The sequence below is a fragment of the Nitrobacter sp. CN101 genome (genome assembly GCF_055390255.1).
This window is the reverse complement of sequence record NZ_AP038833.1, coordinates 1,966,231-1,980,866: the sequence shown is the minus strand read 5'-3', so window position 1 is coordinate 1,980,866 and position 14,636 is coordinate 1,966,231. Positions and strand designations below refer to the sequence as shown.

The 14,636-nt window shown below is 61.7% G+C and carries 10 protein-coding genes and 1 pseudogene; 4 read left to right on the top strand and 7 right to left on the bottom strand.

What is annotated here, in order from left to right; all coding sequences use genetic code 11:
* Positions 1-207 precede the first annotated feature (207 nt).
* Both ACZ5IL_RS09780 and ACZ5IL_RS09775 read left to right on the top strand, forming a co-directional pair.
* On the top strand, positions 208-897 hold the full coding sequence (locus ACZ5IL_RS09780) for a hypothetical protein (RefSeq protein ID WP_464596561.1): 690 nt from the start codon (positions 208-210) through the stop codon (positions 895-897).
* A 212-nt stretch (positions 898-1,109) separates the two neighbouring features.
* On the top strand, positions 1,110-1,889 hold the full coding sequence (locus ACZ5IL_RS09775; RefSeq protein ID WP_464596559.1) for an enoyl-CoA hydratase: 780 nt from the start codon (positions 1,110-1,112) through the stop codon (positions 1,887-1,889).
* A 43-nt stretch (positions 1,890-1,932) separates the two neighbouring features.
* Here ACZ5IL_RS09775 and ACZ5IL_RS09770 read toward each other — a convergent pair whose 3' ends face one another.
* Together ACZ5IL_RS09770 and ACZ5IL_RS09765 are read right to left on the bottom strand one after the other, a co-directional pair.
* Entirely contained in the window at positions 1,933-3,780 is a 1,848-nt protein-coding gene (locus ACZ5IL_RS09770) for an acetyl-CoA hydrolase/transferase C-terminal domain-containing protein (protein ID WP_464596557.1), read from the bottom strand.
* A 93-nt stretch (positions 3,781-3,873) separates the two neighbouring features.
* Positions 3,874-5,121 carry a threonine ammonia-lyase gene (locus ACZ5IL_RS09765; RefSeq protein WP_464596555.1) on the bottom strand — a complete coding sequence of 416 codons (1,248 nt, stop codon included), beginning with the start codon at positions 5,119-5,121 and terminating at the stop codon, positions 3,874-3,876.
* A 297-nt stretch (positions 5,122-5,418) separates the two neighbouring features.
* On the opposite strand from ACZ5IL_RS09765, the gene ACZ5IL_RS09760 reads away from it, so the two are divergent.
* Positions 5,419-5,706 (top strand): hypothetical protein, encoded by a 288-nt coding sequence (locus ACZ5IL_RS09760; RefSeq protein ID WP_464596554.1) that lies wholly within the window; start codon positions 5,419-5,421, stop codon positions 5,704-5,706.
* Between the two features lie 133 nt (positions 5,707-5,839).
* Here ACZ5IL_RS09760 and ACZ5IL_RS09755 read toward each other — a convergent pair whose 3' ends face one another.
* Genes ACZ5IL_RS09755 through ACZ5IL_RS09745 form a run of 3 tightly spaced genes read right to left on the bottom strand, consistent with a single transcriptional unit; the run spans position 5,840 to position 11,527 of the window.
* Entirely contained in the window at positions 5,840-9,202 is a 3,363-nt protein-coding gene (locus tag ACZ5IL_RS09755) for an error-prone DNA polymerase (RefSeq protein ID WP_464596552.1), read from the bottom strand.
* A complete protein-coding gene (locus ACZ5IL_RS09750; protein WP_464596884.1) occupies positions 9,199-10,806 on the bottom strand; it encodes a DUF6504 family protein in 1,608 nt (535 codons plus the stop codon). The genes ACZ5IL_RS09755 and ACZ5IL_RS09750 overlap by 4 nt, the downstream gene beginning before the upstream one ends.
* A complete protein-coding gene (locus ACZ5IL_RS09745; RefSeq protein WP_464596550.1) occupies positions 10,715-11,527 on the bottom strand; it encodes an ImuA family protein in 813 nt (270 codons plus the stop codon). The genes ACZ5IL_RS09750 and ACZ5IL_RS09745 overlap by 92 nt, the downstream gene beginning before the upstream one ends.
* A 125-nt stretch (positions 11,528-11,652) precedes the next feature.
* Here ACZ5IL_RS09745 and ACZ5IL_RS09740 point away from each other — a divergent pair.
* A pseudogene (locus ACZ5IL_RS09740) lies at positions 11,653-11,916 on the top strand (UdgX family uracil-DNA binding protein); the annotation flags it as partial.
* A gap of 45 nt (positions 11,917-11,961) precedes the next feature.
* Here ACZ5IL_RS09740 and ACZ5IL_RS09735 read toward each other — a convergent pair.
* Positions 11,962-13,131: a M20 aminoacylase family protein gene (locus ACZ5IL_RS09735; RefSeq protein WP_464596548.1), complete on the bottom strand. Its 1,170-nt coding sequence runs from the start codon at positions 13,129-13,131 to the stop codon at positions 11,962-11,964.
* A 61-nt stretch (positions 13,132-13,192) separates the two neighbouring features.
* Positions 13,193-14,584, bottom strand: a complete 1,392-nt coding sequence (gene hpnO / locus ACZ5IL_RS09730) for an aminobacteriohopanetriol synthase HpnO (protein WP_464596546.1) — start codon at positions 14,582-14,584, stop codon at positions 13,193-13,195.
* Positions 14,585-14,636 lie beyond the last annotated feature (52 nt).

Genomic DNA, 14,636 nt, shown 5'->3' with positions numbered 1-14,636 from the left:
ACCGGGCGCACCTGCCGCGGGCCCCAAGGCCAAAAACAGGCATCCGCCACCTCATTTTGGTGGTTTCACCGCGATTTGGCCTTTGTGGTCGAAAAATTCCCTTTTTTTGCCCCGGTGTGGCCACTCCGGACGTTTCTTTTGCCGGTCAGGGAACCGACAAACCGGAGAGAAATCGTCATGAGCATTGGGGCTAGCGGGCGCTCGGCGTTGATCATCGCAGCCGGACTTTTACTTGGTTTCGCAGGGCCAATGCGCGCGACAGACGGCGTGGCGGAACCCGCCGGAGTAGCCGCCGCCCAAACCGAAAAAGCGGTGGCGCCGGTCAAGTCCGGCAAACTTGCCAAACACCCATCGCACAAGCGGCAAGCCACACGGACGCGGAAATCGACCAAGCCCGAATCAAAAACCGATAAAAAAGCGGAGGAATCAACTGCCTCTGCAATCCAGGATAGCAACAAGCACATACCGCTGCCGCCGACGGTCGCCAACGCAAACGCCAGCACCAATATCTCCCCTGGCACCACGGAAGATTTGTCCAAGGACGAGTCACCAAAAGTCCCAGCGAGCGCACTAGCCAATAGCGCCGGCGAGATGCTGGCTAATCAGGGGGATGCAGCGTCACATGCCGACAACACCCCCTCCCTTGCGGCCGCCGTGGATATCGTTCCCTCAGATGAACTCAACGAAATTGACCGCGCCCTGGCCGACAGCCATGAGGACGCACCTCGCCTGGCATTGGCCTCGATTGACATCACGTCGCCCTCTAGTGGCGATACCGGCCAGGCGGCATCAAGCGACAGCTCCGCCTGGAACCATACCTCTCTGATCGGCAAGATCTTCATCGCCTTCGGCGGCTTGCTCACGATCGGGTCCGCCGCCCGGATGTTTATGGCCTGATCCGACATACAGCCGCCAGGATTCCGTTCTCCGAGACTTTATGGTCCGTCGTCCCGACGGCGGGCCGCCGATTTTCAAGCCGGCGTATATTGACCTGCTGGTGGTGTGGACCTCGTGTTCGCTGCCGCAAGCTTGCCGCGCGACTGGAGCGCAGGCACATTGTCAGCCGCCGCGTCCCCTCACGACCGGCTAATGACAACGCGGGACGGACCATGCGCAGTTTCGAACACATCATCGTCGAGAGTAAGGACCAGGTCGGTGTCATCAGATTGAACCGCCCGAAAATGCTCAATGCGCTGTCGTTCGCGGTGCTTCGCGAAATCGCTGCTGCGGTAGATGAATTCGAAGCCGAATGCGAAATCGGATGCATCCTGATCACCGGCAACGAAAAGGCTTTTGCCGCCGGCGCCGACATCAAGGAGATGCAGCCGAAAAGCTTCATCGACATGTTCAACGAAGACTTCAAAGCGATCGGGGGCGACCGCATCGCCACCTGCGGCAAGCCCACTATCGCGGCGGTCAGCGGCTATGCGCTCGGCGGCGGCTGCGAGCTTGCCATGATGTGCGACATCATCATCGCCTCCGACACCGCGACATTCGGCCAGCCCGAAATTACGCTCGGCACCATTCCCGGCATCGGCGGCACGCAGCGCCTGACCCGCGCCATCGGCAAAGCGAAGGCGATGGACCTCTGCCTCACGGGCCGAATGATGGACGCTGCCGAGGCGGAGCGCTCGGGCCTCGTCAGCCGGGTCGTGCCCGTTGACAAACTGATGGACGAGGCGATGGCTGCGGCGAAAAAAATCGCTTCGATGTCGCGTCCTGCCGCGGCGATGGCCAAGAACGCCGTGAATCGCGCCTTCGAGACGACGCTGTCGGAAGGCGTGGACGTCGAGCGCGACCTGTTTCGTTCGACCTTCGCGCTGGAAGATCGCGCCGAAGGCATGGCAGCGTTCATCGAGAAGCGCAAGCCGAACAACAAGAACCGATGACCCAGCGTCATCGCTCGGTGCGAGACGATGGTGGCGCTGTGTTTTACTTCTTGCTCTCCTTCAGCGCGCCGTTGAGAAGCGCACGATAAAGCCTATCCGAAAACGTATTCGGATGATCAAGCCCCATACGCGCAAGCGCCGGTTGCACCGATGCATCGCCGGGGCGCAATCCTTTCATCAGCAACCCGATAAGCGTCAATGGCGAGCGTGACGCGTCGCGCAACATTTCAAGCGCCGGTATCAGCCGCTGCTCGACCTCGGTGAAATCGCTACCGAACGGAAACGACGGCAGCAGTCCAGCGGTGCGCGCGGGGCTCAGCGCGGCTGCGATGCGCGCCGGCGTGTTGTCGCAATGCGCTGCGGGAATCCGATGATCGCGCGGCAGTTTTCCGGCGTCGATCGCCTGCCGCATCAACTGATCCTGAAAACGCGAGTCGGTTACGTTGAGCATCGCCGCGATCACATCGGCATCGGCTTTTCCGCGCAGGTCCGCCACCCCATATTCGGTGACGACGATATCGCGCAGGTGGCGCGGAATGGTGGCATGGCCGTAGGTCCAGCGGATATTGGACACCACGCCGCCCTTCTCTCGTCTGGTCGATTCCAGAGTGAGGATCGAGCGCGCGCCCTCGAGCGCAAAAGCTTGCGCCACGAAATTGTATTGTCCACCGACGCCGCTCACCACCTGACCGTTGTCGAGACCATCGGAGATCGCAGCCCCCATCAAGGTTGCGATCATCGCGTTGTTGACGAAGCGCGCGTCAACGCGGGCGCGACGCTTGGCGGCCTCATCGCCGTAAAGTTCATTCGTAAAGGACACCGCTGTCATCTGGATGCGGGCGCGCTCGTCCGGTGTCATCTCGCGCAACGCGCGATAGAACGATTGCGGTCCAAGAAAGAACGCGCCGTGCAGCACCGCGCCGTCGATCTCGCGCTTCAATACGCCCGCTGCAATCAACCCGAGAAACGCCTCGAAAACCATTTCGCTGACGCCATAAAGGCCAGTTGCAAACGGCGCGGTCTCCGCCATTGCACTGTCCGGCGCAAGCCGTGCGGCGATCTCACGAAAGCGCGCGTTGTCGCGGTGACGAACGATCAGGCTTTGCGCCAGCGCATCGCCAGTCTGACCAATGCCGATCTGCAGACTGCCGCCATCCTTGATCAGCCCGGCCGCGTGCAAGCCGATAGCATACTTGGTGTCGGATACCGGCTCGGAGGGCGGCGCGAATAGAGGAAAGTCGGTGGCGGGGCTATCGAGGACCGCGCTGAACTCACTGGCCGGCAAATCTCCCGCCCCTGGCATGAACGGCAATTGCGAGTTGACCTGTCCCACCAGTTTGAACGACGCGCGGCCCGCAGCGCGTGCGCGCAGAAGGTCGAGCGTGGTATCCGTGTTGCTGCTCAGACTGTAGCGCGTCTCGCCGTTGACGACGCGCTTCGCCACGAGTTGAGTGATGACGTTGAGGCCGCGGTCGAGGATATAGGATGCGGCATGAGTGTAATTGGCGGCGATGTAGTGTTGCTGGGCATAGCTGTTGCGCAGCCATTTTCCTGCCAGGAAGAAAAACTCGGTGACCTTGACGTTCGGCGGCAACGCACCCTTATGCAAAGCGGCGGCGTAATCGAGGTCCGGCCAATCGTCGAACAGGCGATCGATCACTGGCGTAATGAAACGCTTTTCCAACTCGTTCGATGGCCGCGGCTTCTCCAGCGTTAGCGCCGAGAACAATGTGAGGTCGAGATTGCGATCGGCTTCCGCCCGGCGATACAGCGCATTGACGATGTGATTGGCCTTGCCGAGCCCAAGCGGCAGTCCCACCACCAGACGAGAACCGTTCTCGCGGATGATGTCATCAACAATTGCGGCGGGATCGGTGAAAATCCTGGGCATCAGACCGTCGTCCGCACGTCCGTCATGTATGATACGCCTCCATGCACTTCCATGTTCTGGTGCAGGCCGCAACGATCCAATGTAATGGCGTTCTCAATCCCTTGATAGCACCAGCCGGTCGCGGCGGCGCGCTCTCACGCCTTTGGCTTCCAGGCCGGCGACGATGGCGCTGCCGTGCGCGGTGTCTTGCGCCTCGATCACCAGCTCGACCTCGGTCATGTTGGCGGACAAAGCGCTGAACAGACGCTGGTGCTGCACCTCGACGATGTTGCCACGGAGTTCGGCAATGACGCACGCGAGTTCGGCCAGCGCTCCGGGCTTATCAGAAATCTCCACAACGAGATCGATCAGCCGGCCGTCGCGCACCAGCCCGCGCATCAACACATTTGCAAGTGTCCGCGTATCGATGTTACCGCCGGAGACGATCAAGCCGACCTTGCGCCCGACGAACCGCCCGGGATCGCTCATCAGCGCCGCAAGCGCGGCCGCGCCCGCTCCTTCCGTCACGGTCTTCTCGATCTCCAGCATCTGGATGACGGCCTTCTCGATCAAACGCTCCGCCACCGTCATCACCTCGATGCCATACTCGCGCAGGATCGCCAGCGGCAGCGAACCGACGTCTCGCACCGCGATGCCTTCGGCGATGGTCGCGCCGCCGACCGAGATCGGATGCCCGGCGAGATGCTGCGCCACAGCAGCATACGACTCCACCTCGACGCCGATCACCTCGACCGCCGACGCATGACCCGACGCCGCGATCGCACAACCCGCGACCAGTCCACCGCCGCCGACGGGCGTAAGGATACAATCCAGCGCCGGCTTATCTTCCAGCATCTCGAGCGCCACCGTGCCCTGCCCGGCGATCACGGCCGGATCGTTGTAGGGATGGACAAAGACAAGATTTTCGTCCGCGGCCAGTTGCCGGGCAAACGCGGCGGACTCCGCCAGCATTTCGCCCTCGAGCCGCACCCGCGCCCCGAGCTTCCTGGTTCGCGACACCTTCACAAAAGGCGTTGATTTCGGCATCACGATCGTGGCGGCGATTCCGAGATTATGAGCGTGATAGGCAACGCCCTGGGCGTGATTGCCGGCGGACATGGCGATGACGCCGCGGCGCGCCTCCTCAGGTGACAGCGTGAGCAGCTTGTTGGCCGCGCCGCGTTCCTTGAAAGAGGCGACGAACTGCTGATTTTCCAGCTTGAGCCAGACCTCGGCCCCGGTGATTTCGGACAGCGTGCGCGAATGAACCAGCGGCGTACGAATCACTCGTCCGGCGAGCCGAGCGGCGGCAGCCTTCAGTTCCGCCATTCCGATGGATTTGCCCTGCTCCGCCTCACTCATACCTGCTTCTCCGTAAATGGTCCGACTGCGGGTTATGTCACCCGTCGCAAGAAATGAAATACGTTATTTGTACCGGCAGCGTCTTCGTTTTCCGGCATAAGGCGGACGATAATCAATAACGTTCTCAGCCGGATCATAGAGACACGGATAATATCGGCGCCGATCGCAACGTTGATTTCCAGAAAAATGCATACCGGCGCATTAATATTTGCCATCCAACGTCAACTGCCGATGCGATACGGCGCGGGACAGCGCACCGCGCCCTATTTCATGTTTATGCGAATGGAAGGAGCTGTCATGGCCGCTATTGATCCCTTGACCGCCGTGGGTGTCGTACTCGCTACCGCGGCGACTGATGCCGTTTATGTGATGTTCACCTCGGCCGTGGTGGCGCGACGGCGCGTTCCGGCGGCGACCTGGAGCAGCATCTGGTACCTGCTCTCGTCCTTCGCCGTGATCAGCTATACAGAGAACTGGGTCTATGTGGCCTTCGCCGCGGTCGGCTCCCGGCTCGGCGCATTCGCGACGATCACCTTCCTGCATCGCCCACCGGGCGGACCGCCTGTCGGCGCGTCGGTGGAGTGAGGGCACGATCAGGCTTGAGGCCGTCATTTGCCGAACTTGAAGCGGCAAATCCATATGATGGATGCCGGGGTCATAGGCAAGCGAAGCAACGTCGTTCTCCTTCCGGGCGGCTATGCCCGGCATAACGAATAGCTCAATGAAAATCCCGCGAGCGCGGCAGGATGCGCACGTTGCGCGGGTGACGAACTTTCTGTGCCGGATTGTTGGGGTGTTCGCGGCGGTCGTCGTTGAGCGGCTCAGCCGGTGTGACCGGCGGCGGCAGCGGATGTCTGGGCACGAGCGCATCGTTCGCCAGATGCATCAGCTCGGTTGAGCGATCGGTCAGCTTGCTTGCGACAAGATGTACGACCTGCTCCGGGCTGCTCTGGATATGGCCTTCCACCTCGATCAGCCGCGCGCCCATCACCTCCTTGCGGTAACGCTCCATGATCTTCGGCCACACCACGATATTGGCAATTCCGGTCTCGTCTTCCAGCGTCATGAAGACGACGCCCTTGGCGCTGCCCGGCCGCTGCCGCACCAGCACCACGCCCGCGCATTTGACGCGACACCTGTCATTGGCATGGCAAATCTCGGCGCAACTCACCAGGCGTTCGCGGGTGAACATCGCGCGCAGGAATTCCATCGGATGGCCCTTCAACGACAACCGCACGGTCTGATAATCGGCAACCACCTGCTCCGGCAGCGGCATCCCGGGCAACGGCGCGGCATGTTCGTCCGGCAGCTCGCGCGCGACGGCGCTTTCGAACAATGGCAGCGGCACGTCGTCCGGCAGGCGGCGCACCGCCCACAGCGCCGCACGACGGTCGAGCCCGAGCGAGCGAAAAGCATCGGCATCGGCCAACAGGATCAACGCGCGCTTTGGCAGTTTGGTGTCGCGGGCAAAATCCTCGATGGAGGCGAAGGGGCAGTGCCGCCGCGCGGCGACGATCCGCTCGCCCCAGTCGTCTAACTCGCTATTCCGGGACCGAATCTTGTCTCGTTTCAAATACTCCTCATCCCTATCAACCCACTTGAATCCGTCGATCTGACGGAATCCGAGCCGCACCGCATGATGCGCGCCCACACGCTCTTCCAGAGTGTTCTGCGAATGGCTGAACGAGACGTCGATCGGCCGCACCTCGACGCCGTTCTTGCGAGCATCGCCGACGATCTGCGCCGGCGCGTAAAAGCCCATCGGCTGCGAATTCAATAGACCGCAGCAAAACGCGTCGGGATGGAAACACTTCAGCCATGACGAGACATAGACGAGCTGCGCGAAGCTCGCCGCGTGGCTCTCGGGGAAGCCGTAAGACCCGAATCCCTTGATCTGTTCGAAACAGTTTTTCGCGAATATCGGATCGTAGCCGCGCGCAATCATGCTGCCGACCATCTTCTCCTGAAAGGAGCCAATGGTCCCCACGTTGCGGAACGTCGCCATGGCGCGACGCAGGCCATTGGCCTCCTCAGATGTGAATTTCGCGGCTTCGATGGCGATCCGCATCGCCTGCTCCTGAAACAACGGCACGCCGAGCGTCTTGTGCAGTACGTTGCGCAGTTCATTCCTGTCGCCGCCCTTCGGATAGGGATAGTCGATATCCTCCGGCTTCATGGCTCGCCGCTTCAAATAGGGATGCACCATGTCGCCCTGGATCGGCCCGGGACGGACGATGGCGACCTCGATCACGAGATCATAGAACGTGCGCGGCTTCAGCCGCGGCAGCATGTTCATCTGGGCACGACTTTCGACCTGGAACACACCGAGGGATTCACCTCGCTGCAACATCTGATAGACTTCGTCGTCATCCTTCGACCTGATGTCCGAAAGCTCGTAACGCTTCCCCTTGTGCTCGGCGATCAGATCAAAGCATTTCCGGATGCAGGTCAACATGCCGAGCGCGAGCACGTCGACCTTCATCATCCGCATGGCGTCGACATCGTCCTTGTCCCACTCGATAAAGGTGCGGTCGTCCATCGCGGCATTGCCGATCGGCACGTAGGTATCGAGCCGATCCTGCGTCAGCACATAGCCGCCGACGTGCTGCGATAGATGACGCGGAAATCCGATCAACTCGGTAGCAAGCGCAATGGCGCGGCGCACCATCGGGTTTTGTGGATCGAACCCGGCCTGCCTGATCTGCATGTCGCTGACATCATCGCCCCAGCTCCCCCACACCGTGTCGGCGAGCGCCGCCGTGACATCCTCGGTCAGCCCCAGCACCTTTCCGACATCGCGGATGGCGCTGCGCGGCCGATAATGAATGACGGTGGCGATGATCGCGGCGCGATGGCGGCCATAGCGGCGATAGACATACTGCATCACCTCCTCGCGGCGCGAATGCTCGAAATCGACGTCGATGTCCGGAGGCTCCAGCCGCTCTTTCGAGATGAACCGTTCGAACAGAAGATCGGTCTCAGCCGGATTAACCGCGGTGATGCCGAGCACATAGCACACGGCCGAATTCGCCGCCGAGCCGCGCCCCTGGCACAGGATATTCTGGCTGCGCGCCCACTGCACGATGTCATGCACGGTGAGAAAGTAATGCGCGTATTTAAGTTCGGCGATCAGGTTGAGTTCCTTGCGCAGCACCGCACGCAACTTCTCGTCCGCCCCTTCCGGGAAATATTTTGAGACGCCCGCCCAGGTCAGATCCTCGAGATGATGCTGCGCCGTTTTTCCGGGCGGCACCGGTTCGTCGGGATACTGATATTGAAGCTGATCGAGGGTGAATGCGATGCGCGCGGCGAACGCCACCGTTTCGGCGATCGCTTCCGGGAGATCACGAAACAGCCGCGCCATCTCATGCGCCGGTTTCAGATGCCGCTCGGCGTTGGCTTCGAGTTGTCGTCCGACGGCATCGATCGTGATCTTTTCGCGTATGCAGGTGAGGACATCCTGCAACGGACGGCGTGCAGGGTGATGGTACAGCACCTCGTTGGTCGCAAGCAGCGGCACGCGGGCGGCAGCCGCGATCCGCTGCAATCGCAGCAAACGGCGCCGGTCGTCACCGCGATAGAGCAGACTTACCGCGAGCCAGACACCGTCCGCGCGACTCTGCCGCAACCGGTCCAGCACCTTCAGGACTTTCGCCGGTTCAAAACGATGCGGCAAGATCAGAACCAAAAGCTGGCCTTCGGAAAATTCCAGCAGATCATCCAGCCTCAGATGGCATTCGCCCTTCTCCGCCGCCCGCTTGCCGCGGGTCAACAACCGACAGAGCCGGCCATAGGCGTTGCGATCACTGGGATAGACAAGGATGTCCAGCGTCCCATCGATGAAAACGAGACGCGATCCGATCAGCAGCCGCGGCTTATAACGAACCTCGGGGTTTCCCAGCTCCGTATAGGCGCGCACCACCCCCGCCAGCGTGTTGCGATCGGCAATGCCGATGACAGGCAGCCGCAGCTCGCTCGCCTGATGCACATATTCTTGCGGGTGCGACCCGCCGTACAGAAACGAGAAGTTGGTGGCAATGCCGATTTCGGCATAGGGTGGAATGTCGCGCGGATGCTTCATGCGAACAGCCCGTGGACAAACCATTTTGGCGGTACGGTATCGCCGTTCTCAGCCGCTTCATAAAGACCATCGCGATAGAGCCAGAACCGCAATCCGCTTTCGTCCTCGACGCGAAAGTAATCCCGCGTCGGCCTTGCCTCCTGCGTCCGCCACCACTCCATCGCGATGCGCTCGGGACCTTCGGCACGAACCACCGTATGAGTGACACGCCGCCAGATGAAATGACGCGGTGGCTTGTCCGGCACCTCCGCCAACTTCACCTCGATCGGCTCCGGCCGCGCAAACATCCGCAATGGCCGCAGCGGCGGCTCGTTCCCGATACGTGCGGGCCACTCGGCGCGCATGGCCGTCACGAAATGCTGTTGCGCCGGTAATGAGAGCGACTCGCGTTCGGGAATATGCGTATCCTGTGACAGATGCACGATGACGCGATGGCTGCCGATGCGCGCGGCAATGCGGTCGATCAGCGCCGACACTTCGTCATTGTCCTGAACATGCGCATCGAGGTCGCGCTGCTCCTGCACAACGGACTCGGTTCGCACTGCGGACAGCCGCACCAGATCGAATCCGAAACCAGGATCGAGCGGATCGATCAGCGCATCGAGCCGCTCGCGGAACAGGCGATCGACGATTTCGCCGCGCGCAACGGGACGGCCGGTCTCCACTGCGACGACTCGCACCGCGCCGTCGGTGCGGAAAAAACTCGCTTCCAGATGCCGCGCGCCCTTGCCATGCTTTTCCATCGCGGCGATGAGCGTGCGCGCAAGACCTGCCAGCGTCATCGCGATTGCGCCGTCGGTGGTGATCGGCTCGGCAAACCGCTTCTCGACGATATAATCCGGCGGCGGCTTGCGTGGATTAATTGGCGTATCGCCTTGCCCCAGCGCCTGTTCCAGGAGCGCTGTGAAAGCGATACCAAAACGAGCGGCGATCTCGTGGCGGCCGCGCGCAGCGACATCGCCGATGGTTTTCAACCCGGCGCGGCACAGCCCGCGCGTGATCGCATCATCCGCCCCCAGCGTGAACACCGGCAGCGGCGCAACAGATTCTAGCTCCGCGCCGGGCGCGACAATCCGGCCATGGGCATGGCGCGTCAACGCTCGCGCGCAGACCGGTGTGCCCGCGATCGCCGCGCTGACAACAAAGCCACGTCGCCTCAGCGCGTCGCACAGCGCGTTCATCAGCGCGGCCTCGCCGCCGAACAGATGCGCGCAACCGGTAATGTCGAGCAGCAGACCGTGCGGCGGATCGAGCGCCACCAACGGCGTGAAGCGGTCGCACCAGTCGGCGATGCCGTTCAATGTTTGCTCGTCCGCAATCTCGTCAGCATCGAACACGTCGATGTCGGGACAGATCGCACGGGCATTGGCCAGCGGCAGCCCGACCGCAAGGCCGAGACGTGCAGCCACATCGTCCAGCGCGGTGATAACCAGCGCGTTGTTTTGTTTGGCAACGACGATATGGGGCAACTTTCCCTTCGTCTTTGCCGAGCTAGATTGTGAATCACATGTTTCAGCCGACACTTCGGAGCGCAATAACTCGCGCCGGATGCGGTCGGTCGGCAGCCGCGGCAGCCACAGGCTGAGGATGCGTCTCGGAGTCATGGAACGAGACGTCACGGAAGAGGCACTCATCACACTTCCACTCCATGATCCATTGGCCGGTCTGGCCATGACGATTACGGACAAGCTGGGTTTCGAATACGGGCGCGCCCCATGCCTGCCAGGCCGCGCACGGCCGGCTCACCGCCGGGCGCACGATCCACCGTGTCTCCGCCGTCGAAGGCAGCGGGCTTGCCGCCACCCGCAGCAGCAGCCCGGTAACGCCGGAGGCCCGTGCCGCCAGCGTCAGCCTGCGGCTGGCGACGAGATCGAACAGACGCGTCTCCCCCCAAATCTCGATGACCACGGCGCCGAGCGCATCGCAGGCCAGCGCATCGGCCGCTGTCCGCAACGCGCTCTCCACATCCGGCGCATGGACCGTCACCAAAAGACAGGGGGCGAGGCCGATCTCCCGCCATCCACGCATCGACAGCGCACCGGATTCCCGCGCGGCAAAATCCTGCCGCACCCAGAGCAGCGGCCGATCCTTGCCAACACGCTGCGCAAGACCTGCGATGAACCCTGTCGCCGCCGCGCTATGCCGCCCCTCCGCGAACACCTCATGCACGGCGCCCTGCGCAAGCCCGCCCTGCAGCACGGCATCCGCCTCGCCATGACCGAGCGCCGCCCGGCCCGGCATTCCGCCCCCGTGATCGGTCTCGATGCGCGCGATGCGGTCACGCAGGCGCGCAAGCTTCCCTGCGCTGCTTCCGATTCCAGGCATGATCAAAAATCCGTCGTGACGTCAGAACCGATGACAAGCCTGAATGTTCACTATACGTTCTAGTAAACGTCGGCCAAGGCCAAGAGTCAACCGGGACTTTCCGGCGATGCTTTGTGATACCAAAGGAAATCAGGGCGTGCCGCCAATGGTCTCCGGCGCAGGTGGTGACGCCGGACGCGACCGCGGCGCAAAGCGTGTTCTGGCACGCCAATCAACAAATCACGTGGACGGCTGATCGACATGGCCGACGGACGCAAGGCGCTGTGACGGTGCATCCGTCCTATCTGCTGCGGCTGCTGGATCAGGACGCCAGAGCCCGTGAATATGAGCGCTTTGTCGGCGATCTGAAAATTGCCGCGACACAACTGCAGCGCGGCAAGGCAGCGTGATGGCCGCTGGTAGCGGCGCACAGCAAGTTCTGTGTGCAAAGCACCTTATGCCGCCAGCGTGGTCTCGACCAGCCTGATCCAGTACGACGTGCCGTACACGATAGCGTCGTCGTTGAAGTTGTAAGCGGGATGATGCAGGCCCGCGCTATCGCCATTGCCGATGAAGATGAAGGCGCCGGGCCGCGCTTCCAGCATATAGGCGAAATCCTCCGCGCCCATCATCGGCGGCGTCCCGTGTACATTGTTATCGCCAGCAATCTCTTTCGCGATCCTGATCGCGGTATCTGTCTGCTCGGGGTGATTCACTGTGACCGGATAGCCGCGCCTGAATTTGACATGGATCCTGGCGCCAGTCGTCAGCGCCACGCCAGCGGCAACCTCTCGAATCCGTTTTTCCATCAAGTCGCGAATATCCGCCCTCAGGGTGCGGACCGTTCCGCGCAGCTCGGCCGTTTGGGGAATGACGTTGCTGGTACTGCCGGCGTGGAACTCACATACGGAAATCACCGCCGATTCCAACGGATCGACATTGCGCGACACGATCGATTGCAGGGCAACGACAAGCTGCGAGCCGGCCAGCACCGGATCAATACAGAGATGCGGACGCGCGGCGTGGCCGCCGTGGCCCTCGATCCTGAAATCGACGCTGTCGGTCGCCGCCATGATAGGCCCCGGCCGGATGGAGAAGGCGCCGAGCGGCAGTCCAGGATTGTTGTGCATGCCGTAGACCTGATCGATCCTGAAACGATCCATCAGCCCGTCCTTGATCATCGCCGCGGCGCCTGCGCCGCCCTCTTCCGCCGGCTGAAAGATCACGACCGCCTCGCCGGCGAAATTCCGCGTCTCCGCGAGATAACGCGCGGCACCGAGCAACATCGCCGTATGGCCGTCATGGCCGCAGGCATGCATCTTGCCGGCGGTCTTCGAGGCGTAAGGTAAACCGGTTTCCTCTTGAATCGGCAGCGCGTCCATATCGGCGCGCAGACCGATCACCTTGACTTCCCCGCCAGCGGGACGTCTGCCCTTGATGACGCCGACGACGCCGGTCCTGCCAAGCCCGGTCACGATCTCGTCGCAGCCGAATTCCCGCAAGCGGTCGGCCACGAACGCAGCGGTGCGAGGAACGTCGTACAGAAGCTCCGGCTGCGCGTGGATATCCCTGCGCCAGCCAGCGATTTCGGATTGCAGATCGGCAACGCGGTTGACGATAGGCATTCTTGTTTCCGATCGGGTTGCACGGATCTTCGCTAAAGCATTTTCAGCCGACGAAAGGGCGTCACGCCGACTTGCGAACGGCATTATCCATCAAAGTCTTGCCGAGTGACCAGATCGCGCCCGGAACCTGGTGGCTTGCGGCAATGACGCTGTCGAATGAGGTCTCGATCCACTTGCAATCTTCATCATTGATGATGAGTGGCGGCAGCAGCTTGATCGTATGGCTGCCGTGACCGGCGACCTGGGTGAGTATCTTGTGATCCTTGAACAACGGCACGGTGATAAGCTGGCAGAACAGGCCCTTGTTGGCAGTCTCCAGCAGATTCCACGATGCCCTCAGTCGCAGCGATTTCGGCGGCCCGAACTCAACGCCGATCATCAGGCCCTTGCCGCGGACCTCCTTCAGAAGCTCGTAACCCGGCACCATGCGGTTGAGCGCCAATTGCAATTCCGCGCCGCGCTGCGCGGCGTTCTCGACCAGTTTCTCGGCCTTCAGCACTTCAAGCGTGGCAATGCCTGCCGCCATCGCGAGATCGTTTTTGGCGAACGTCGAGCCGTGCACGACGGCGCGATCCATCCGGTTGAATATTTTGTCGAAGATGTGCTTGCGGGTCAGCACCACGCCGATCGGCACATGACCGCCGGACAACGCCTTCGCCAGCAGCACCATATCCGGCTCGACGTTCCAGTGCTCGACGGCCAGAAACCGTCCGGTCCGGCCGATACCGGTTTGGATCTCATCCGCCACGAACAGCGTGCCATATTTCCGACACAGCGCGGCAGCTCCCGGCAGGAATTCATCGGTGGGCATGTTGACGCCCTTGCCCTGAATCGGCTCGACGATGAAGGCCGCGATCTGGCGCGACGACAACGTTTGCTCCAGCGCGGCGAGATCGTTAAACGGAATCACTTTGCAATCGGGCAGCAGCGGCTCGAATCCGCCGCGGAAATTCTTGTCGTCTGTCAGCGAGAGCGCGCCATAGGTCAGTCCGTGGTAGCCGTGATCGCAGTAAACGATGCCCGTCCGTCCGGTGGCGACACGCGCGAATTTGATGGCGGCCTCGACGCTTTCCGCTCCGGAATTCGCAAAAAAGACCTTGTCGAGGTAGGGAACGTGAACGAGCAGCCGCTCAGCCAAAACACCGGCCAGCGTGGAGACATCCATTTGCACAAGATTGGGGAGATCACTGTCGAGGACGCCTTTCAGGGCATTCCGCAACACAGGATGGTTCCGACCAATCGCAAAAACGCCAAATCCGCTCAATAGATCAAGGTAATGTGCGCCCTCGCGATCGACCAGATATTGGCCCTGCCCACTTTGGAAACCAACGTCGTAGCCGATGGTCTTCAGAACCCTGACAAGCTGTTCATTGAGGTGGCGGACATGCATCGCGCTGCGCTGCGCCTGCCGTTCCACAAACATCTCGGAAACGTCTAGATTTGGATATAGCATCCGCTACATAGTTCGGTTGATGGTCGCTTCGTCAACTGAAAAGCACGAACAC